The sequence below is a fragment of the Streptomyces sp. SLBN-8D4 genome (assembly GCF_049739545.1).
Taxonomy (GTDB): Bacteria; Actinomycetota; Actinomycetes; order Streptomycetales; family Streptomycetaceae; genus Streptomyces; species Streptomyces canus_C.
On the sequence record NZ_JBMGQC010000001.1, the window covers coordinates 10,067,132 to 10,089,405 of the forward strand.

Sequence of the window (22,274 nt, forward strand, 5' to 3'; positions counted from 1 at the left end):
TGCGGCCGCCGCCCGAACCTCGATGACCGGCCCGGTCGGCGACCGGGCCGGTCCGTGCCGAGCGTCCGTGTCAAGCCTCCTCGAACACAAGGTCCTCGGGCGCCTGAGTCATTCGTACGATCTGGCCGTTGGTGACTTCGACCACGTTGTTCAGGCCGGTGCAGCGCTTGCCGGTGGACGCGATGGTGAAGCGGTCCTGCACTCCGGCGAGATAAGCCGGGAAGCAGGTCAGCGAGCCGTTGTCGAGATGGAGGTAGTCGACGAGCCGCCGGAACAGCTTGGGCAGGATCACGACGTCGTCGGTGAGTGAGGACAGGCCAGTGACCTTGGCCCCGGTCGTGGTGGTGTCGCTCGGCCACAGACCTTGCGCCGGCGCCGTCCGTGCCTGTCGCACGACGGCGGTCAACTCGGCGCGCAGGCTGGGGAACAGGCTTCGGTAGAACGTGGGGTAGACCAGGCCGGTGGCGATCAGGTGATGGTTCGCCGTCGTCCGGAGCAGGTCCGCGTCGACATTGACATCAGTTCCGCTGGCGCCCTCGGGGGCGCCCCGCCCGATGAGAGCGACACAACGGCCGTGGATGTCGGCGCCGTTGGTCAGGATGAAGCCGGGCACCGTGGCGGGCGTCGCCGCCGTCACGGTCTCGTCCGGCCCCTGTTGGACGTTCGTGAACCCCAGCCACGTTTGGAGTTCGTCACGTGCGGCATGCGCGAAGTGGAGCGGCTGGTGCACACGGCTCGGACCGTAGTGCGTCTCCAGCGCGTCGATCGCGTCCAGCCGGAGCGTGGCGCGCCCCAGCACATCGTGCTTGACGGCGCGGCCTCCACTGCCGACCAGGGCCCATTCTGTCTGGTCGTTCGGAGTGAAGTGGATGGTGTCGCCGTCCGGCTGTGTTCCGGTGATCTGGAACGATCCGTTGATGAGCAGCATCGTCATAGCGGCTCCCGAAGACTTGAACGGTTCGCGGGGAAAGGCGAGATGCCTGCTGAACCACGCTATTCCCCAGTCGGGCGCTCTGCAATTGCTGCCGGTAACCGCCCCTTGTCGCGCTCCAGTGGGCTGTCCGTCCTATGGTGAAAGGGGGAGTCTTTGCTGGAGGTCGGGATGGCCAACGGGAAAGCCTTCAGCAGTTCACGAAGCCCGACAAAACTCCGAGGGAATGCAATCGCCTTCGCTTTCCTGTGGGTTACGTCGCTCTGTTCGGCCGCACGGCGAATCCGGGTGTGCCGAAGCGGATCGGTCCTGCCAGCAGTCCAGACGAACGAACGTCGTTCACGCCAGGCCGCCCTGTGAACTCTGGACAGCCCTTTCGGGATCTTCGGGAGCTGGACCAAGCTGAGCAACGACAGCGGCAGCAGACGCTGGAAGGGATCGCACGGCGCCTGGAACAGGCGGGCCATGCCAGCTGCGCACCGCGCCGCCTCTTCTCGGGAGCCGCAGCCCTCGAAAGGACCTGGGCAAACCCGCGCGCGACCGACGTCATGCTGCTCGGGCTGTGCTCGCAAGAGGACCTGATCAGCCGGAGCACCGATGTGCTGGGCTATGGCGAGCAGCAACTTGCTCCGGGCAACCCGCTTCGGGTGAGGGCGGAGGCGGTCGTGGAGCGCATGGAGGTGAAGGCCTCAGCCGGGGGACCGAGGGCTCCTCGTCCTGGCTCTGAGCGCCGCGTACGACGCGCTGGACGCCGAGGTCAGGAGGGTTCGCAGCCTCAGCGTCATTCTGCGGATCGCCACCCTCTTCGTGCTCCTCGGTGCGGCTGGGCTCGCGCTCTGGGGCTGGTACTGCCCCGGTTCGCTGAACTTGTGTTTCATTCCGAAGGGAGAACTCAACGCCGTGTGCCCTCACGTTAATGGCCTCCGGCGGTCACAATTGACTGGTCAACCAGTGGTGCTGTGTCATTCGCCGTCGCCGGCTGCCCGGTTTGACACTGCCGCGAACGGGACGCCTACTGGAATCAAAAGGCTCGACAAGACGGCAAACGAAACACTTCTGAGGTGTCTCGCTGGTGCGTCAATCTCTTCCAGCAGCCACGTTGTGGGCGAGGACTGCTCACCTGACGGTACGGCAGCCTGCCTGACACGCAGCCAGCCAGTTCCCCGACCTTCGGGCGGAGTAAGAAGCCATGAGCCGGCGCCTCACTCAGTTGCTGCGCGGTCATGGTGTAACCCGTCTACCGCGAACTGGGACGGCGTTTCTGACTGCCGAAGCATGAGAACGAAGGAGAGCCCGATGACAGTCGATTCCAGAGGCAACTGGGACGTACACCAGACCAATGGCGCGACGGTGCATATGAACCTGGACCAGGATCAGGCCGGAAACGTATCGGGTGACGCCTTTGTCAACGGCGTTCACGGCGGCTGCCAGGGATTCGTCCGAGGCGACGACTTTCTGGTCACCATCGAGTGGGACAACGGACCGAAGGGGCGGTACACAGGCCGTCTCGGCCTCGACTTGCGCCTCTCGGGCGAAACTGTAGACATCAACAACCCGGGAAGCACGGCTACTTGGTTCTCAGACCCCTTGCCACTGATGGTCTGAGAAGCGGGTGCTCCATCGATCTTGGCCCCCCCGTCGCCAGGCTGGGGCTCCGTGACGGCCCAAAGGATCGCCGCGTTCGAAGGTACGGAAACGGCGTCCGCGCGGCGTCAACGCACCATCATCGAGGCAGGCGTTCGAGTTGCACGGTGTGCACGCGGAGCTGAAACTGGTGACGACGACACGCCCCGTCGGAGGGCGCGCCCGGGCGGCACACTGCTCGTGAGGCGGTCGAATTGGTGTCTGCTCCTTCCCGGCTGCGATTGCTCGGCCAGTTCCGTCTGGAGCTGGGCACCGAGCTCGTGGAACTGTGCCGTAACAGCAGCGGTTGCCGGCCTTCATGGCGCTGCGGGAGCAGGTGTCCCGGACGGTTCTCGCCGGCCGCCCCTCGTGGGCGCCTACGGGGACGCCGTGCTGTCACCCCGGCCCTCGGGGTGGACGTGCAAGCCCTCACGCGAACCGACCTCGGCGCGGTGGAAGGCGGCAGCCCGCCGTTCGACGTCCGTCCGCCGCTGGGCCTGCACTCTCGTGACGGTGCGTCATGTGACGGTCGCCGACTGCCACCCGAATGCTAGAGAAAGGGGCCCTCATGGCGCAGGTGCGAACGGCGTTCTTCTTCCGCGGCGGCAAGTACGTCCGCTACGAGATCGACCCGGTGACCGGCGCGGAGACGGTCAACCACGACTTCTACCCGCGCGCCGTCGCCGAGGCATGGTCCGCGATGCCCGCCTCCTTCACCCAGGGCGTCGACGCGGTGGTGAACTGGCCTGACGGATTTGTGTACTTCTTCAAGGGGTCGCAGTACGTCCGCTGGGACGCCACGAACGACACGGTCGACGCGAGTTTCTACCCGCATGACACGGCCTCGCAGTGGCCCGCCCTGCCCGCGTCCTTCACCGCCGGGATGAGCGCGGCGATCAACTGGGGAGACGGCCGGGTGTTCTTCTTCAAGGGCCCGAAATACGTCCGCTACGACCTCCAGACCGACTCCGTCGACCAGACCATCTACCCCCGCGATATTTCCGAGGGCTGGCCTGACTTCCCGGTCGCTTTCAGGTCCGGCGTGGACGCGGCCGTCAACTGGGGGAACGGGACGGCGTATTTCTTCAAGGGCGGCCAGTACCTGAACTACGACATCCAGAACGAGAAGGTGCGGCCGGGATATCCCCTGCCGATCACCGAGCCGGGAAAGTGGCCGGAGCTGGTGCAAGCGGGGTTCACCGGACCGATCGACGAGGTGATCGAGTGGCCGCAGGCCGATGTGGCGAGTGTGGATATTCCGAGTAGGCTGGTGAGTTGCAGTAAGCGCACGCAGCCTGAGGTGAGCTGCGGTGGCGAATTCGAGATGCACGCGGTGTTCGCCGACGCCGATCCGTCGATCCCCGCATGCGGCGAATACCGGCAGTACATCCGCGGTGAGCTTGAGGTGAACGGCCAGCCCGTACGGTTCATCACGAAGGAGCACGGCGTTCCGGCGCCCCGTCTGATGCGCTCCCGGCCGGGGCAGGGCTCCGCCGACGACCACTTCATCGAGGATGGCCAGGCCGCGTCCAGCCCGGCCAACCGCTTCCACGTCGACCTGGACTACGGACACCGCGACGCCGCGGTCGGCAACGGGAACCTCTTCGACGTGTATCTCGTCAAGCGGCGCTCCGGAGAGCAGTACGCCGGCCGGGACACGCCCGGGGGCGTTGGGGCGCCCGGCACCTTCTTCAAGATCGATGTCGACTTCCGCGGGCAACTGATCGACGTGTGCAACGGCGGAAGGGTCCTGTTCACCCGCGAATGGACCGTCAACTGCCAGGTGCCGTGAGGAGCCCCATGAACGACGAAACCCCTCAACTGGCCGGTGACTTCTGGGTCTACCCGTCTCTCCACGAAGTGACCGGCACGTCGGCGCGTGTCAACGTGGCGATCGCGGTGGAACAGCCCTTGGACCTCCAGGACTCCGACGTCGCCGTCGAACTCGTCGCCGGCGGACAGTCCCTGAGCGTCGCGGAAGCGCCCGTCCCCGGCCCGCTGCCCGCCATCCAGATGACCGGCGCCAACGCGTACGCCCTGTACCGCTTCGACAACCCGGACGGCCTCGCCCTCGAGTCGGTCACGGTCACCGTGCGCGGCGGCAGCGCGACGTTCGACGTCTCACTGCCCGTCGGCTAGGCGCACTCCGGCATGAGGAGGACCCGGTCATGAGCGAGCCCGGTACCGTCGCGCTTCGCGCCCCACAGGACGGCTCGGTCCAGGCCGTCGCCTTCCGTCCGGACAACGCGCGCTTCGCCACCGGCGGCAGCGACACCCACCTGCGGGTGCGCTCGATCGGCATCGGGGCACCACCGCTGGAAGTGCCCACCGACGGATCGGTGTCCGGCATCGCCTTCAGCCCGGACGGCACCAGGATCGCCATGACCGACTTCGAGCAGGTGGTCCTGCGGGACAGCGCCACCGGCACGGCCCTGTGGCAGGGGCCGCTCGACCCGGGCAACTCGGTGAACTCCGTGCGGTTCGGCCCGGAGGGGCGGCTGGTCGTGGCCACCGACACTCTGGTCGCCGTACTCGACGAGGCTTCCGGGGAGATCAAGCAGCGCATCACCGTCGACCCGCCGTTGATCGCCGATGTGGACCTGAGCCGGGACGGCACCCGGATCGCGCTGGCCGTAGACGAACGCCACGGCGGAAACCACCACCACGCCGGATCCGCTCGGGTGCACGACGTGGCCACCGGCAAGGAGATCTCGAGGCTCACCCCGAAGGATGCCGTCTTCGCCGTCGCGTTCAGCCCGGACGGGCTGAACGTGCTGTGCTGTGCCGCGGATGACACCACCCGGATGTTCGAGGCGCAGAGCGGCAAGCAGGTGTGGCCCACTCCGGAGGACATCGACGACCAGGTCACCGCCCCGAGCTGCCTGGCCTTCGACCCCAAGGGTAAATGGACCGTGGTCGGCGGCTCCGACGGGTTCGCCCGGGTCCTGGACGCGGACACCGGCGTCGAGCGGGGCCGGGCGCCCAAACTGAACCCCGGCGACCCGGAGGACCAGAGCTTCGGAGCGGTCACCCATGTCGCGTTCAGCCCGAACGGCAAGCACGCGGCCAGCGCCTCCATCGACAACGTCGTACGGCTGTTCAACGTCGAGGGCAAGGAGCTGTACACCGTGTCCACCGACGAGGTCCTGGCGCTGCGGTTCAGCCCGGACGGCCGCTGGCTGGGCGTCGGAACCATGAACGGCGCGCTGGTGATCGACAACGGCGAAGCCAACCAGGGGTGAGCCGCATGGACCCGCTCGCACTCCTTCAGCAGGTCGCCGGCCAACTGCGCGCGCTGGCCAATGACGCCGTCGACGGCCTGATCCGCTCCCTGCCCGAGCTCGGCGAGGACCCCTCGGCCGCCGGGACCGTGCTCGCCGGGCGGTTGTTCGCCGCGCACGACAAACTGCCGCCCGGCAACTCGCTGGTGGAGCTGGTACGGGAGACGCTCGGCGACCTCGACGCAGCCTCGCCCGTACGGCTGCACGGCTGGCGGCGGGCCCCCGGCGCCCCGCTCGGCGTGGCCCTGGTGTTCGATGGCCAGGCCGGAGCCGCGGGCGGACGCGCCGTACTTGGAGTGACCCCTGACGGACCGGTCTTCGACGTGGTCGTCACCCCAGGGGCGGCCCTGACTCTGCCCCAGACCGTCCACGGGCCGTGGAGCGCGGAGGCGACCGTCACCGCCGCCCAGGGCTGGGACGCCGCCTTCGGGCCGGGCCTGCCGCCCGCGCCGCCCGGTGGCAGCGCCACGATCCGGCTGCGCCGCACCGGCAGGCTCACCGCCGGAATGACCGACGGTCCCGGCGTGAGCGTCGACGGCATCGGGCTGGCCGTGACCTCGGAGCCGGGCACCCCCGCCGTTGTCGAGCTGGAGTTGCAGGGGTTCACCGCCGCCGTGCTGCCGGCCGCGCTCGCCCGCCTCCTCGGCATCGACGGCGCGAGCCCGATGTCGGGTCCGCCCGTGTCCGTCGTCCTGCGCGCCGACCGGGCCGAAGGCCTGCGCTTCGCAGGCACCGGCGGCCTCACGGTCCCTCTCCCGCTCCGGCTGAACGCCCCGGCGGTGTCCAGCCGGGGGGCCGCCCTGGAGCTGACCTCCGACGGGGGCGAGCCACTGCTGGCCGTGTCGGTGTCGGCCAGCGCCGGGCTTCCTGGCCTGCCACTGAGCGTCCACCTGGACCGCGCCGGGATCGAGCTGCCCGTTACGTTTGCCCCGGCGAACCCCCCGGGCCTCGACCCGAGCCGACTGCGCGAGCTGTTCCCGGACGGCATCGGCACCGAGCTGAAGGTGCCGCCCATCTCCGGCGGCGGCCTGGTCCGGCGCACCCCCGACGAGGGCTACGGGGGGCTGATCTCCGTCGACCTCGGGGTGCTGCGCGTCCAAGCGGTCGCCCTGTTCCGGCCGCCCGACGGCAAGGCCCCCACCAGCTTCCTGGCGCTGCTCGCCGCCCAGTTCCCGACCCCCGGCATCCAACTCGGCCTGGGCTTCGCGCTCGACGCGGTCGGCGGTCTGGTCGGGGTGAACCGGCGCGCCGATGTCACCGCCCTGCAGCAGCTCGTCGGTGACGGCAATGCCGACCATGTGCTGTTCCCCGACCGCGCGGTGGAACGCGCCCCGGAGATCATCGGCTCGCTCGGCTCGGCGTTCCCAGTCGCTGCCGGGCGCATCCTGGTCGGGCCGATGATCCGCCTCAACTGGGGCGGCCGGTGGGTGTCCCTGTCCGGGGCGATCATTCTCGAACTGCCCGCGCCGGCACGCGCTCTGCTGCTGGGACGGCTGCTGGTCGGGCTGCCCGACCCGGCCGTGCCGCTGATCCGCCTCCAGGCTTGTGTGCTCGGTCGGATCGAACCGGCCGTCCCGCTGGTCGAAGTGCTGGTGTCGCTGACCGGTTCGTGGATCGTCGGGCTCGCCGTGCGCGGCGAGATGTATCTGCTCGTACGCGGCGGCGGGCAGCCGGAGTTCGTGCTGTCCGCCGGCGGCTTCCACCCCCGCTACACCCGCCCGGCCCGGGTGCCCGCGCTGGACCGGCTCCAGGTGGACCTGGCCCCCGGGCGGGGCTGGGGGCTTCGCATGGAGGCCTATTTCGCGGTCACCTCCAACGCGGTGATGTTCGGCGGCCAGGTCCAGCTGGACGCCACGATTGCCGGCTGCGGGGTGACGGGCTGGCTGGGTCTGGACGCGCTGTTCGTCTTCGACCCGGTGTTCGCGTTCTCCGTGCACGTTCGCGCCGGAGTGGCGGTGCGCGCCTTCGGGCGCCGACTGGCCGGGATCGCCCTGGACTTCACGCTGGAGGGGCCCGCCCCCTGGCATGCCTTCGGCACCGGCAGCATCGCGGTGCTGTTCTGGGACGTCGAGCTGGACTTCGACATCCGCTGGGGCTCGCCGCCCGCCGTGGAGCAGAAGGCCGGGCGCCGGCCGATCGACGCGCTGACCCCCGAACTGGCGCAGTCGAAGGCCTGGGCGGCGGAGCGGCCGGCCGCCGAACGCACCGCGTTGGTGTTCACCAGGGAAGCGAACGAGAAGCTGAACCAGGGCGCCCTCGTGCACCCCGACGCCACCCTGTGCGTCTCCCAGCGCGTGGTCCCGCTGGGCGTGCCGATCTCCCGCTTCGAGCGGCGCCCGGTGCCGGCGCAGACCTGGACGATCAAGGAGATCACCCTCGGTACCACCCAGCCCGCCGCCGGACTCCCCTCACTGTCCGAGCGGTTCGTGCCCGGAGAGTTCTTCGACCTCAGCGAAGACGCCCAACTCAGCGAGCCCGCCTTCGTCAGCCGCGCGTGCGGACTGCGGGCACGCAGCGACGGCATCGTCCTCGGCGCCGGCCACCGCGTGGACGACGGCTATGAGACCGGCTACGAACCCCCGCTGCCCGAGCCGGAGTTCTCCTTGTGGCCCGGGCTGTTCCGCCTCGAGTCCGTCTTCGGTGCCAGCGCCGCCGAACGGCTCGAGCGGTGGCGTACACCGGCGGCGGCCATCAAGGTGCGCCCCGCCAAGTTGAGCGTGGCGGCCACCGATTCGCTTCAGCCGCTGCTGGACGACGTCACCCTGGTCGACGCCACCGCCGACGCCTGGGAGGCGATGAGCGGCCGACTCGACCAGCCGCAAGAGGCGTTGCGGCTCCTCGAGAGCTGGGAGGTCGGACGATGACCGCGCCCCGTTCCCGGCGTCCAGCAGGCGGGAGCGTCGTATGAGCACGCGCTGGTTCTTCTCCTCCGCGCGAGTCGGTGCCGCCGCCTCCGCCGACGGACAGGCGCTGCGCACCGCGGTGCGGTTCTTCCAGGACATCGACGGCCGCCGCGAGGAGCCGGAAGTGGCGGGACCGATCCTGTCGCTCGTGGGACCGGGCGAGGTGCTCGGCTTCGACCGCTCGATGGTGCTGCGCGAGGAACCGCCGCCCGGCACACCCGACGCGGCGGAGAACGTGCTGGCGAGCGTGGAACTGGTCCACGCCGACCTGCCCTGGCTGCTGTCCCCGGGCACGGTGGCCACCGCGGGCGGACCCACCCCGCAACCCTGGATCGTGCTGATCGTGCTGGCCGAGGACGAGGCCGCCCCACCCCGCCCCGGGCATCCGCTGCCCGTCCTCACCGCACCGGTCGCCGCGCTGCCCCCCTTGGCCGAACGGTGGGCCTGGACCCATGTGGAGGCACGGCTGCCGGACGACGTCACCGACCTCGACGCCGCCCGGCGGCTCGTCGAACAGGGCGTGCGCCATCACTCTGCGGATGTCGTCGGACGGCTGCTGTGCCCGCGTCGGCTGGCCCCGGACCGCGGCTGGATCGCCGCGGTCGTGCCCGCCACCGCGGCGGGCCGGGACGCGGGCCTGAACGTTGCGCCCCAGGCGGCCACCGCGGACGCCTGGCCCATCCCCGGCCGGGACACCGTCGACCTGCCCGTCTACCACTGGTGGACCTTCCGTACGGGGAGGGCGGGCACCTTCGAGGAACTCGCCCGCCGGCTGCGCTTCCGGCCCGCCGCCGAGTCCGGCCTCGGCACCCGGACCATCGATGTCGGTCGGCCCTGGCCCGCCGAGGAGGCCGTCGGCCCGGCCACCGTCGCCATGGACGGCGCCCTGCGTCCGCCCGGCACGGCGGCACCCGAGACGTGGTCCGACCCCGCGGCCCAGGACCGGTTCCGCGCCCTGATCCGCGAGCGGGTGGACGCCCCGGCCCTGCTCCGCGGCGAGCCCGTGCCGGAGGGGGACGGAGAACCCGCCGGGGACCGGGACGTCGTCGCCGTGGCCCCGCCGCTGTACGGCAGCCATCACACCGGCGAGCAGACCGTGCCGGCCGCGAGCGACGTCTGGATGAGCACGCTCAACGTGGAGGTCCGCCGTCGGGTCGCCGCCGCACTCGGCTGCCGCTATGTGCAGTTGGAGCAGGAGTTCCTCATGGCCCGGGCCTGGGAACAGGTCGGCGAGATCCGGCAGGCCAACCGGCTGCTGGCGGCCGGTGAGCTGGCGGCCGTCGCCGCCGAGCGGGCCCAGCGCAAGCACCTCGGCCCGCTGGACGCGGCCGACCTCGTCACCGTCATGGCACCGGTGAGCGCGCGGGTGCCCGTGTCCGCGACGACACCGGACGCGGAGCCGACCACCCTGGCCGCGAAGCTGGCCTCGGCCAGGGAGGACCTGCCGTTCGGTACGGCCAGTACCTCGTTCGTCCGGCTGACCCGCGCCAACGGCGCGCTGGCCCGACGGGCCCAGCTCGGCACGGACGGCGAGCCGGCCGAGTCGTTCCTCGCCGGAAAGATGAAACTGCTGGGGATGGTCAGCGACGACGCGCCGGAGGCCGGCCTGCCGGGCGAACTGCGCGCAGCGCTCAGCCCCATGCGGCTGCAACTGCTGCGTCTCGCCGACCGCATCCCCGCGGACTTCTGGGCGCAGCGCACGGAGGCCGACGACCGCCCCCTGCGGCCGATCATGGCCCACCCGAGGTTCACCGTGCCGATTGCCGCGGAACTGCTGGCCCGCTGGCCGGAATGGGCGCTGCCCGGCATCGGCGCCATGCCGCAGGACTCGGTGACCCTGCTCGAGACCAACCCCGAGTTCATCGCCGCGCTGCTGGTCGGGCTGAACCACGAGTTCAACCGTGAGCTGCTGTGGCGGGAGTACCCCACTGACCAGCGTGGCACCCCGTTCGCCCGGTTCTGGCCCGGCGACAGCGCGGACGTCGAGGAGATCGCGCTGTGGCCGCCGGACGCCCCGCTGGGAAGCCGGCTGCGCACCGGCGGCGCGGGCGACCTGGCGCTGCTCGTACGCGGCGATCTGCTGCGGCGCTTCCCCGGCACCGCCCTGCTCGCCGTACGCGCAGTGGACGGCAAGCTGCCGCCCGCCTTCGACGGCGTACCGGCCGAGGCGCTGGCGCTGGACGAGTCCACGGTCCTGTACTTGTTCCCCGACCTGGACGCGGAGCGCGCCCGCGCCGAGGACTGGTTCTTCGTGTTCCGCGAACCCATGCGGGGCACCCAGTTCGGATTCGACACCGGCGACCAGCCCGCCGAGATGACGACATGGGCCGACCTCACCTGGCAGGGCATCAGTGTGGATCCCACCCGATGCGTCCAGCTCGACCAGGTGCCCGCCACGCCGACCCGGCTCACCCAGCCCGACCCGCCGAAGTGGGCCCGGGACTCGGCCGACATGGCCCGCATCGCCTTCCAGCAGCCCTTCCAACTGGCCTTCCGGGCCACCACGTTGCTGGGCCGCTGACCACTGTGCCGAGGACAGGAGCAGTGAGGACATGACCGACGCCTTCGCCGCCCGCGCGCGACTGGACCGGGCGCGTACCGAAGCGGACACCGCACAGGCCCTCGCCGATGAGCAGGAGGCCGTGGTACGGCGTCTACGGGCGCACATCCAGGCCGGCCTGCCCGATCCCCACTTCCCACCCACCGCCGCCGAGGCGCTCGCCGCGGCCGAGGCGGCCCTGCCGGAACTCCAGAGCAGGGCCGAGGAGTTGAACCGCCTGGCCGCCGGGGCACAGGAGGAGCTGACGCGGGCGCTGGCCGTGGGCGAGCCGCTGTTCCCCGAGAACAACACGGAGCCCGTCGCGCTGCTGCCGGTGCGGGTCGAGACCATCTGGTGGGAGCCGAGGACCCTGCGGGTGCGGATCTACCCGGACGACATCCTGCTGTCCCGCTTCGAGCCCGCGCTCACTCCCGCCGAGGTCGCCGCCGGTACCGCGTACTGGCAGAACCCCGGCCCCGAGGCATGGCAGGACGCGCTCACCAAGCTGCGGCCGGCCCGCGCCTCCTGGGCGGTCCGCGCCTGCCGTCCCGGCGCCCCGGCGCCCACCCTGCGGACCGACGACCCCCAGGAGCAGCGTCCGCACGCGGTGGCCATGCCGAGGCGCTGGCGCTTCCTCGGGCTGTTCGAGGGCGAGGTGGTGGTCGACAAGCTGGGCCGACCAGTGCCCGACCCGCTGCCGATCGGCCTGCTGCGCGCCGAGGAGGAGGGCTGGGAGACCGACTGGTTCGAAGCGGTCAAGGCCGGCATGGGTATCGAGCTGATCGTCCCGCCCGAGAACACCGAGAACCTGGACCAGTTGCTGGTGGTCGGCGTACGCGACGATGCGCCCGTGGACGGCGCTGCCCGGCTGCGCGACCTGCTGCACGGTCACCGCTACGGCAGCGGCCTCGGCCTGCTGCCCTCCGGCACCGCCACCAACAACACCCCACGCTCCCGCTCGGGTTGGTCCTCGGCCCCTGCCTACCCCGGCCCGGACCCCGACCCGGAGGCGGGGGAGCGGCCGGTCGCCGACACCCTCGCTACCGCGCTGGGCGTGCCGGACGCCGGGTTCCTGCGCGGCTGCCCCGGTGCCGACGACGCCGCGCCGTCGGCTGTCGCCGCCCTGACCCTGCTCACCTGGCCCACGCTCGGCAAGGGCTTCGCCGAGGCCGCGCTGACCACGATCGACCTGGGTACCAGACAGCCGAGCGGTGTCTCTCCCGAGGGGCCTTGGCGGGCCGTCCGTGAGCACATCGCCGCACACGTGCGCGGCCGCGGACCGCTGCCGATGCTGCGCGTCGGCCGTCAGCCGTACGGTGTCCTGCCCGTGACGGCGCTGGACGACTGGCGCGCCGAACGCGCCGACGACGTCGACGCGGTGATCGCCCCCTGGCTGATGCGGCTGCGGGAACGCTGGCGGGCGGTGGTGGACCATCGGGTGGTACAGGACAACGGCGAGGAGGAGGTGACCATCCCGCGCGTCGAACCGGGCAAGCCCGTGGACCGGGTCGCGGTGGAGGCGTTGCAGCGGCTGCCCGTGGCCACAGGCCTGGCCATGATCAGGATGAGCGGGCCGGCCCGCGCCGTGCCGTTCACCCCGCTCGACGCACCCCCCGCGACACTCGGCCTGCCCGCTCTGCCGCCCGACGGCCTCGCCCGCTGGACGACGACCAGCAATGGCTGGACCTCGCTCGGCTGGAGCCTGGACGAGGCGACCGGCGTCCCCGAGTTCGTCACCCGGCTGACCCCGGACGCCGAGGCCTTTCCGGCCCGAGCGGCCGCCACAGCGGACTACCTGGGTGCCGTACGGGCGTTCCTGGCGGGGGAGCTGGACGCCACGGCGTACGACGCCGAGTGGCCGGTGGAGCTGTCCACCGGACGCGAGACCCCCGCTCGGCGGAGCACGTTCTTCGATCTTCCGGGCCTGGAGGAGGAGCCGCCGACCGAGGGCGAGGGGCCCGTCGAGGGGGAGGAGCCGGTCGAGGACGAGGGCGGATCCGAGGAAGTCCCCGATGACGAACGGGACATGAGCGGGGTGCTCGACGCGCTGCTGTTCCTGCCCAACTGGTCCACCTTCCTGGGCGACTTCGACCCCGCCGGCGACCCCCTGCGGCAGGCCCTCGCCGTCACCGGCGACGTGGACCAACTGGTCGCCGATGTGCTGGACGGCCTGGACGAGAGCGAGCGAGCGGAACGCGTCGCCGCCGCCACCCGGGCCGCGGCCGCGCTGCCCCGGCTGGAGCAGGCCCTGCGCACCCTGGCCGCCGTACCGGTGTCCCGGCTCCCCGAGCTGCTGCTGGAGGTCATCGACGTCCACTCGCACCGCCTGGACGCCTGGATCACCTCACTGGCGTCGAAGCGGCTGACCGAGCTGCGGGCGTCCGGCACCCAGGGCGTGCGGTTCGGCTGCTACGGCTGGGTGGAGAACCTGCGTCCGCCGGTGCCGAGGGAACAGCTGGAGATCCAGCTGGACGACGTGGCCACGACCGTGGAGCTGTCCGCGAAGGACGGCTACATCCACGCGCCGTCGCTGCACCACGCGGCCACGGCGGCCGTCCTGCGGTCCGGATTCCTCGGCAACCCCGACGAGGAGAGCTACGCGGTCAACCTCACCTCCCGCCGCGCCCGCGTCGCCCGCTGGCTGCTCGGCGGGGTACGGCAGGGGCAGAACCTGGGTTCCCTGCTGGGCTATCGGTTCGAACGCGCCCTGCACGACGCCGAGTTGGACCACCTCATCGAGCGGTTCCGCCGCCAGTTCCCGCTGCCCGTCGTTCCTGAGACGGCGCCCGAGGGGACCGACGCGGACCTGTGGGCGCGCAGCGCGGAGGCGGTCTCCGCCCGCAACGTCGTCGACGGCATGGCCCTCGCGCGGGCCGGGGCCGGCGCCCCCGACCTGGCCAGCGTCATCGACCAGGCGCCGGTGGTCCGCTCGGAGAGCGACCGGGAGGCGGTGACTCCGCTACTGGACGACCTCGCCGGCGCGCTCGACGCCGTGGGGGACCTCGTACTGGCCGAGAGCGTCCACCAGTTGGTGGGTGGAAACCCGATCCGCGCGGGTCTGACCGCCGACACCCTCGGCCGCGGTGAGGACGTGCCGGACGCCTTCCGCGTCCTGCGCACCCCGCACCGGGCCCGCGCCCTGACGCACCGCATTGCCGCGCTGCTCCCAGCCGAACCGACCGCTCCGACAGGCTGGCCCGCCGACCCGCTCGCCGCGCTGCAACCCGCGCTGGAGGACTGGGTCGCCCATCTCCTCGGCCCCGCGACGGGCTGGACCCTCGCCGGCCGACTCGACGACGGGCAGGCGGAGCCCCGCCCCTTCGAACTCACCGCCGACCGGCTGGGTCTGGGCGCCCTGAGCGCCGTACTGGACGCGGCCGGCGCCGAACCGGCCGCGCTGCGCAGGGCGGTTCAGGGCGCGATGGGCGTGCCGCCCCGGACCCCCGTCGTGTTCACCGGACCTGGCTGGAGCGGACTGCACGGCAGGGCGACCCGTATCCGGTCCTTGCTGTCGACCGCACAACCGCTGCTGCCGTCGCACCTGCCCGAGGGCGGTGCCGGCCGCTCGGTCGACACGACGAAGCTGCGCACCCGCCTCGCCGCCTTCGCCGCGAGCCCGTCGCTCGCCGGGCACCCCGCCAAGGACAAGATCAGCGCACTGGCCACCGAGGAGGTCACACCTGGATCGACCGACGCCTGGCTCGCGCGGGCCCGCACGGAGCTGTCCCCGGTGCTCGCCGCGGACCTCCCGCTGCTGCCCGCGCTCACCGCGACGACCTCGCCGCCGACGGGCCGCGGCGATCTGCCGGGCGCCCACATGGAGGACTGGCTGCGGCGCAACGCGGGCGTACGCCCCACGGTGCGCAACCTGCACGAGACGCTGCTGCTGGCCGGGAACCGGGCCGGACGAGTGGAACGGCTGTGCGCGGCCCAGCATCCGACGACCGACGGCGACGCCTGGATCGGCGGGCCCTTCCCCGCCGGGCAGCGCCCGCCTGCCACGACCCACCTGGTCTGGCACGCACCGCACGACATCGCGGCGGACGCGGCGGTCACCGGAGTCGTCCTGGACGAGTGGATCGAACTCCTCCCCGGCTCCGAGCAGCCGCCGCCGGGACCCGAGCCTGCGCCGGAGACCGAACTGACGGGCGTCGCCTTCCACTACGACCGCCCGGACGCCAAGGCCCCGCACAGTGTGCTCATCGCCGTCCCCCCGGACCTGGACCGCGGGTGGACCTCCGACGGGCTGATGCAGGTGCTGCGGGAGACCCTGGAACTGGCCAAGCTGCGCGCTGTCGACCTCCAGGACCTGAGCGCGCTGAACTCTCTCCTGCCCGGCATCCGCATCGCCCAGCAGAGCGCGACCGGCCGGGCCCTGGCCCGGATCGAGTCGAAAAGGGACGACACCGACCCGGAGGGCCCCTTCCAGCTGCAGCCCCGGCACCGGGCCACCGACGTCGACACAGGCCTCGCCGCCCGGGTGCACGACCCGCTGTGGCTGCTCACCCGGCAGTGGCAGTTCGGGGAGTTCGCCGCCCAGGACGCCGCATCCCCGGCCGTGGTGCGGATGAGCGGCAGCAGCGCGCCCGTCGATGCCTGGCGCCCGGGCGGGGCCACCGACTGGGTGCCGTACGACCTCGGCCAGGGCCCGCTGGACACCCAGATCGAGGACGAGCCCGTCCAGATCGACGAGCGGCTGCGCGCCGAGGGCGGCGCGGCGTTGCTGCGCATGTCCGACGACGCCGGACTGCTCGCCGCCGCCCTGACGGCCCTGGCCCCGCACCGACTTCGCACCGGGGAGGAGCCGGACGAGAGCCTGATCGGCCTGCTCGACGGCGGTCTGCCCGACGCGGCATCGGTGGCGGCCGCGCTGGACGCGGGCACCTTCGACGCCGGACCCGACGCGCGCCTCGGCGAGCTGGCCGCCCGCTGGCGGACCTGGTGGGCCGCCCAGCTGGCCGAGCGCGGCCCGGACTGCTTCGACCCGCATCGCGGCGAATACGCGGCCGAACTGTCCACCGGCGGCACCGTCCTGCGGGCCGAGGAGTACCAGGGCGACGGCCTGGACTGGTACTCCCTCGACGTCCACCCCGACCCCGACGCCGAGCCGGCACCGCCGGGACAGAGCCGGGCGTTCGCAGCGGAGGGCCTGCCCTCGACCGTGCGGTACGGGGGGCTGCCGGCCGACCGGTTCTGGGAGATGGAGGACGCTCGCGTCGACCTCAGCGCGGCGGACGTGTCCGCGCTGGACACCGGGCGGCTGCTGCTGATCTCGTTCGCCACGGTCTTCGGCAACGACTGGTTCCTGGTGCCGCTGGAGGTGCCGGCCGCGTCACTGACCGTCCTGGACCGGCTCCTCGTACGGGACGTATTCGGCCGCCACCACCTGGTCGAGCGAGCCGGCCGCGACGACCCGTCCTGGACGATGTTCACCCTGAGCAGCCCCGACCCGGACCACCCGGCCGCGTCCGGGCTGCTGATCCTGCCCTCCGAACGCGGCCAGCCGGGACAGCCTCTCGAACGGGTTCTCCTCGCCCGCGACGAACTGGCCAACCTCGCCTGGGCGGTTCAGCACCACTACACCGACGGCCGCGGCGAACAGGTCGACCGCCGCGACCGCTGGGCCCGCAACGCGCCGCCCGAAACGGCCGTACCCGGACCCGATGCGGTGCCCGCGTACGCGGTCCAGTCCATCGTCCCCGACTTCTGGTTCCCCCTCGTCCCCGAACCGGTGGGAGCCGGCCAGATCCGCTTCCGCCTGGCCACCCTCACCGGCCCCGGCCTCGACTCCCGCCCCGAGGGCCGTCTCATCACCCCCGGACTGTGGCTGCACGAGGAGGAGGTACCGCGCGAGGGAGTCCTGGTCGCCCGCCGCCCCGTCCTGGCCCGCTGGTCCGACGGCACCTTGCACAGCTGGGTGCGCAGGGAGAAGACCGCCGGCACGGGGGAGACCGCGAGCGGCCTGGCGTTCGACACGGTACGGCCCACCGAGCCGTGGCCGTGACGAACGCCCGATCTTCCCGGAGGGCTGAGCCGTGGCACACATGGTGGACGGCGGCCTTTGCGGCTGGGGTGAGGCGGGGGAGGCTCTCGTGCACGCCGTCATCGGCATCCCGGTCATCCGCGCTCCAGTCTTCGCGCGAATGCCCCGCTTGGACATTCCAAATCCGGCCGCGGAGGCATCTCTTGTGGCGCGGGACGGCGTCAGGACGCGGCGGTCATTTTGGTGGATGTTCTTCGGGGCGGGTGCTGATGCGATCCTCAGCCGCCGACCTTTCCGGCGTTGATGCGCCGGCCCCTTGAGGCGTCCACCACGACGGGGATGCCGTCCGGGATCTGTCCGTCGAGCCGGTCGAGCAGGGACTGCACTGGCGGGAGTTCTCGGGGAGTGCGGACGTGGATGTACATGGTCCGGGAATTCGCGTCGACACTCGTGACGGATGCGCCCGGATCGTCGGTGAGCCACTGCTGTGCCGCCTCCTTGGTGCGGCCGGTCCATGCGTTGAGCAGCAAGGTGGCCACGGTGTTGGCTGTCAGCGGAATGAGCACGACGACGAACAGCAGGGCCATGGCGGCAGATGCGCTGCGGGCGGGGCGCCCGGCCGCTTTGTCGGTCTCGGTACCGTAGCCGAGTGAGGCGAAGACCAGCATGCCCGCGAAGACCAGGGCGAAGAGGTTCGACACGAACAGTGCGAGTGCGCCCAGGGACAGCCATCCGGACAGCTTCCCCAGGCACACCCCGACCACTACGAGGGGTGGGACGAGGGAGATGGCGATTGCAACTCCGGGCAGTACGGCGGCGACATCTCGACGGGCCAGCGCGACTGCACCGGCCAGACCGGTCGCCAGAGCGGCGATCAAGTCCATGAGGTCAGGCGAAGTCCGCGAGGAGATCTGGCTGTTGGACAGCAGGTCGTAGTTGCTGGGAAGAGCCAGCGACATGGCCATCCCGATCGCGATCACCAGCACGCACGCGAGGAGGACGACCATGGCCGATCTGGTGCGGCGGCGCTGCACCGAACCCAGGGCAATGCCCATGATCGGCGTGGACAGTGGCGCGATGATCATGGCGCCGATCACGGTTGCCGTCGAGTCCGTGAGCACACCACCTGCCGCGATGACCGACGACAGCGTCAGCATCGTCCAGAACGCGGAGCGCTTGGCCGTGGTGTCCCCACAGGAGAGGATCAGATCCTCGGTCAGTTCGTCCAGCGAGCGGCGTTGCGAGGACGGCAGGACACGGGCGCGAACGTTGCTGATCATGCCTCCAAATAACCACCTTCAGCACCTCTCGGGCGGCAGGACACGGGCCACACGTGTGCGGCCCCGGTGAGTTCTGTGCAGAGTCCTTTTCTTCCCCCGCTGGAACTCAGCGTCGGTGATGTCGCGACATGCCCCACATCCGCCGCGCCCGCCGCCCCGTCACGCGCGACGAGGCGGCCGCCACCGTCGGAATATCGCGCAAACTCGCCGCCTTCCACCTCGACAAATTTTGTCGTCGTCGGCCTGCTGCGCGCCCGCAACGCCGCCCCTGCGGGCGTCCGCAAACTCGGCCGGCAGCCCAAGGTGTACGAGCCCACCGGCACGCCGATCCGCGTCAGCGTCCCGGACCGCCGCCATGAACTCATCGCTGACCTGTTCGTCCAGGCCGTCGTGACCGAAGGCGCAAACGAGACCGCCACTCAAGCGGCGATGCGCACGGCAGGACAGCGGGGCGAAGAACTCGGCGAGGAAGAACGCACCCAGCTGCGCCCTGGCAGACTCGGCGCCGAGAGAGGCCTGACCCTGTGCGAGCACATGCTCGACCGGCACGGCTTCGAGCCCGCACGAGAAGCCCCCGACCGGCTACGACTGCGCAACTGCCCTTTCCACCCCCTCGCCGCGCAAGCCCCCGACCTGGTCTGCGGCATGAAACATGCCTTCCTCACCGGCTACCTGCAAGGACTCCGCGCCCCGGCGGTCCAGGCCGTCCTGGCACCCAGCCCCGGCGAATGCTGCGTCGCACTACGCTCCACGGCGCCGACCGACGAAACCGAGACCCACTGACCCTGGGAAACCCTGGTGATCTTTCCAGGTCAGGGGTTGCGGAGAACCACGCAGCCACCGGACGGGACTTCGCGTGCGAGGGTCCCGGTGAGCAGGTCGTGCGCGGGTTCCGGCAGGTGCAGGGTGGCGGCGCGGTGGTTGATCAGGACGTGCCAGCGGCGGCCGTCGGGCGCGTGGCGGGTGACGGCTTCAACACCGGGCGGCAGACGTGGCAGTTCGGGCTCGATGCCGGACTCCTTCAGCAGCCGGCGGACGAGAGCGGCGTAGTCGGTCTCCTCCAGGCGGGTCGAGAGGTACCAGCCCTGCCCGGTGCCGAAGCGATGCCGGGTGAGCGCGGGACTGTCCGTGAGCATGCCGTGGGTGTAGGTGGCGAGGGTTTCCGCGTCCTCGGCGCGCACGGACTCGCTCCAGACGGTGCCGTACGACCCGTCCGACAGGGCGATCCGCTCACCCCGCCGCAGCGGCCGGTACTCCTCGACGCGGATGCCCAGCGCCTCACGCAGCGGCCTGGCGGGGTAGCCGCCCAGCCGGGCGTGCAGGCGCTCGTCGACGAATCCGCTCGCGTGCTGGACGAGCAGGGTCCCACCACCCTCGACGTAACGGCGCAGGTTCTCGGCGCCCGCGTCGGACATCAGGAACAGAGCCGGCGCGATGACCAGCAGGTAGCGGCGCAGCTCGTGTCCGGGGTGGGCGAAGTCGACCGTGACACCCGCGTCCCACAGAGCTCGGTGTGCTCGGCCCAGTTCCGCGTGGCAGTCGAGGTCTGGGGAGGGCAGGCCGTCCATGCTCAGCGCCCACCAGGCGTCAGAGTCGTGGAGGACGGCCACCGGGGCGGTGACCGTCGATCCCGCCAGCTCCCCGAGCCGGGCGACCGCCTCGCCGACCTGTGTGACCTCGCGGAAGATCCGGCTGTCGGGCCCCGCGTGCGGGACCATCGCCGAGTGCCACATCTCGGCGCCGGCGCGGGACTGCCGCCACTGGAAGAAGAGGGCACCCTCCGAGCCGCGGGCGATGTGGCCGAGGGTGTGGCGCACGATGTCTCCGGGCTCCTTGGCGAGGGTCCGGTCGCGGTCGTAGACGGTATTCGTGCCCTGCTCCATCAGCAGCCAGGGGCTGCCGCCGGCCAGGGAGCGGGTGCGGTCGGCGTGGAAGGCGGCGTCGGCGGCGGCGTCCAGACCGGGTGAGCTGGGGTACTGGTCGGAGCTGACCACGTCGAGTTCGCGGGTGAGGGCCCACAGGTCGATGTTCTGGTAGGCGGGGAGCATCAGGTTGGTTGTCACCGGCCGGTCGCTGTGCGCGCGGATCGCGTCGCGCTGCTCGCGGTAGGCGGCGATGATCTCGTCCGACCAGAAGCGGCGGAAGTCCAGTGCCTGGCCGGGGTTCTTGTGCCACTGCGTCGCGCGCGGCGGTAGCACCTGCTCCCAGGACGAGTAGCGCTGGCTCCAGAAGGCCGTCCCCCACGCCCCGTTGAGGGCCTCCAGCGAGCCGTGGCGGGCGCGCAGCCACACCCTGAAGGCGGCGCCCGTGTGGTCGCAGTAACAGATCGTGCCGTACTCGTTGTGCACGTGCCACAGCGCGAGGGCGGGGTGGTCGCCGTACCGCTCGGCCAGGGCGGAGGCGATCCGGCGGGCAGCACGGCGGTAGGCGGGCGCGGTGAGGCAGTAGGTGTCGCGACTGCCGTGGGTGAGGCGGGTGCCGTCCGGGGTGACCGGCAGCGCGTCGGGGTGCGCCAGGGTGAACCAGGGCGGCGGGGAGGCCGTCGGGGTGGCGAGGTCCACGGCCACACCGTTCGCGTGCAGGCGATCGATGTGGGCGTCGAGCCAGGCGAAGTCGTAGCGTCCCTCCTCCGGTTCGAGCAGGGCCCAGGAGAAGACACCCATGGTGGCCAGGTTGACCCTGGCCCGGCGCATGAGCTCGTCGTCCTCCTTCCAGACCGGCTCGTCCCACTGCTCGGGGTTGTAGTCCCCGCCGTAGGCGAGTCCGCCCAGGTGGTCGGTGACACTGCGTGGGGTCATGACGGTGCCTCTCTGCGGAGAGTCGGGCGGTGTTTCCGGGCAGAGGGCGGCCGGTCACTGGTCCGCCCTCTGCTTGTGGCGGCCTCAGAAACCCACGGCGCCCCAGGAGTGAGCCGTGTAGTCACCCGGCCCGAATTCCCAGCCGGCCATGACGCTGTTGAGGTAGTGGTCGCCGGTGTAGAAACCCCTGTTCTGGCCGTAGTTGAAGAACGGGGTGAGGCTTCCGGACCACCAGCCGGACTTGCTCCTGTCCAGGAAGCTGAGGGTGTGGCCGCCGTTGCTCCAGGTGTACTCGTAGATGTCCCAACTGCGGCCGCCCAGGCTGACGTTGGTTGCGGCCGGGACCGCGTTGCCGTTCGCGTCGTAGTGGTCGGCCAGCGGCTTGGTGTTGTACCAGTTGAGCCAGATCATGATCTCGGTCTTGGAGTTGCGGTCGGTCGGCGCGGGGTAGGGGTCGATGAAGATGTCGTACGCGGCGTCGTAGTACGAGCCGGACTTCGGGTATGCCGACTGGCTGAACCACGAGGTGTTGTTGGGACTGACGTCGCGGATCTTCTTGGGGAGTGTGGTCACCGGGGACGACCACCCCCAGTCCTTGCCGTTGACCATGGCGACGAAGCCGGTGCCGGTCGAGGAGTTCACACCCCAGTTGTTGTCGTCGGTGTACCACGTCGAGGCGTTGCCGCCGGTCGCGTAGTACTTGAACCAGTACGTCTGTGACGCTGCCACTGCCGAGTTCGGCAGGGTGAGGACGAGAGCCAGAGCCGCGAGCAGCGCGCCCCAGCCGATACGGATTTTCATCAGCCCTCCGGAATGTGTGCTGAGTGGGGGGATCACACGGGAGAGGAGAAGTCGGTCGTCCTGCCCTGGCGGCAGGGCCACGTCGGTCTCCTCTTCGGGACGGCGGTTGCGGAGCGTGGCGACCGGGAGTCGGAC

12 protein-coding genes are annotated in these 22,274 nt (G+C 71.2%); 8 read left to right on the top strand and 4 right to left on the bottom strand.

Annotated features, from left to right (window positions below; genetic code table 11):
• Nucleotides 1-70: 70 nt before the first annotated feature.
• On the bottom strand, nt 71-934 hold the full coding sequence (locus RKD20_RS45795) for a nuclease (protein ID WP_424882932.1): 864 nt from the start codon (nt 932-934) through the stop codon (nt 71-73).
• Nucleotides 935-2,227: 1,293 nt separating this feature from the next.
• Here RKD20_RS45795 and RKD20_RS45800 point away from each other — a divergent pair.
• The 7 genes from RKD20_RS45800 to RKD20_RS45830 all read left to right on the top strand — a co-directional run bounded on the left by RKD20_RS45800 (nt 2,228) and on the right by RKD20_RS45830 (nt 17,281).
• Nucleotides 2,228-2,536, top strand: a complete 309-nt coding sequence (locus tag RKD20_RS45800) for a hypothetical protein (protein ID WP_424882933.1) — start codon at nt 2,228-2,230, stop codon at nt 2,534-2,536.
• 586 nt (nt 2,537-3,122) lie between these two features.
• Nucleotides 3,123-4,346 carry a hemopexin repeat-containing protein gene (locus tag RKD20_RS45805; protein ID WP_424882934.1) on the top strand — a complete coding sequence of 408 codons (1,224 nt, stop codon included), beginning with the start codon at nt 3,123-3,125 and terminating at the stop codon, nt 4,344-4,346.
• An 8-nt stretch (nt 4,347-4,354) separates the two neighbouring features.
• Nucleotides 4,355-4,693 (top strand): hypothetical protein, encoded by a 339-nt coding sequence (locus RKD20_RS45810; RefSeq protein WP_424882935.1) that lies wholly within the window; start codon nt 4,355-4,357, stop codon nt 4,691-4,693.
• A 29-nt stretch (nt 4,694-4,722) separates the two neighbouring features.
• On the top strand, nt 4,723-5,796 hold the full coding sequence (locus RKD20_RS45815; protein ID WP_424882936.1) for a WD40 repeat domain-containing protein: 1,074 nt from the start codon (nt 4,723-4,725) through the stop codon (nt 5,794-5,796).
• A gap of 5 nt (nt 5,797-5,801) precedes the next feature.
• Complete coding sequence (locus RKD20_RS45820; protein WP_424882937.1) at nt 5,802-8,699, top strand: DUF6603 domain-containing protein; 2,898 nt, start codon at nt 5,802-5,804, stop codon at nt 8,697-8,699.
• A gap of 40 nt (nt 8,700-8,739) precedes the next feature.
• Complete coding sequence (locus tag RKD20_RS45825; RefSeq protein ID WP_424882938.1) at nt 8,740-11,259, top strand: hypothetical protein; 2,520 nt, start codon at nt 8,740-8,742, stop codon at nt 11,257-11,259.
• Between the two features lie 31 nt (nt 11,260-11,290).
• Nucleotides 11,291-17,281 (top strand): hypothetical protein, encoded by a 5,991-nt coding sequence (locus RKD20_RS45830; protein ID WP_424882939.1) that lies wholly within the window; start codon nt 11,291-11,293, stop codon nt 17,279-17,281.
• 257 nt (nt 17,282-17,538) lie between these two features.
• Here RKD20_RS45830 and RKD20_RS45835 read toward each other — a convergent pair whose 3' ends face one another.
• A complete protein-coding gene (locus RKD20_RS45835) occupies nt 17,539-18,540 on the bottom strand; it encodes a TIGR00341 family protein (protein ID WP_424882940.1) in 1,002 nt (333 codons plus the stop codon).
• A gap of 303 nt (nt 18,541-18,843) precedes the next feature.
• Here RKD20_RS45835 and RKD20_RS45840 point away from each other — a divergent pair, with 303 nt between their 5' ends.
• The gene (locus RKD20_RS45840; protein ID WP_424882941.1) at nt 18,844-19,323 is read left to right on the top strand and encodes a hypothetical protein; all 480 of its coding nucleotides are present in this window, start codon (nt 18,844-18,846) and stop codon (nt 19,321-19,323) included.
• A gap of 29 nt (nt 19,324-19,352) precedes the next feature.
• Here the strand turns inward: RKD20_RS45840 and RKD20_RS45845 are convergent, their stop codons facing one another.
• Nucleotides 19,353-21,338, bottom strand: coding sequence for a beta-galactosidase (locus RKD20_RS45845; RefSeq protein WP_424882942.1), 1,986 nt, complete (start codon nt 21,336-21,338; stop codon nt 19,353-19,355).
• An 84-nt stretch (nt 21,339-21,422) separates the two neighbouring features.
• The gene (locus RKD20_RS45850) at nt 21,423-22,139 is read right to left on the bottom strand and encodes a GH12 family glycosyl hydrolase domain-containing protein (RefSeq protein WP_424882943.1); all 717 of its coding nucleotides are present in this window, start codon (nt 22,137-22,139) and stop codon (nt 21,423-21,425) included.
• Nucleotides 22,140-22,274 lie beyond the last annotated feature (135 nt).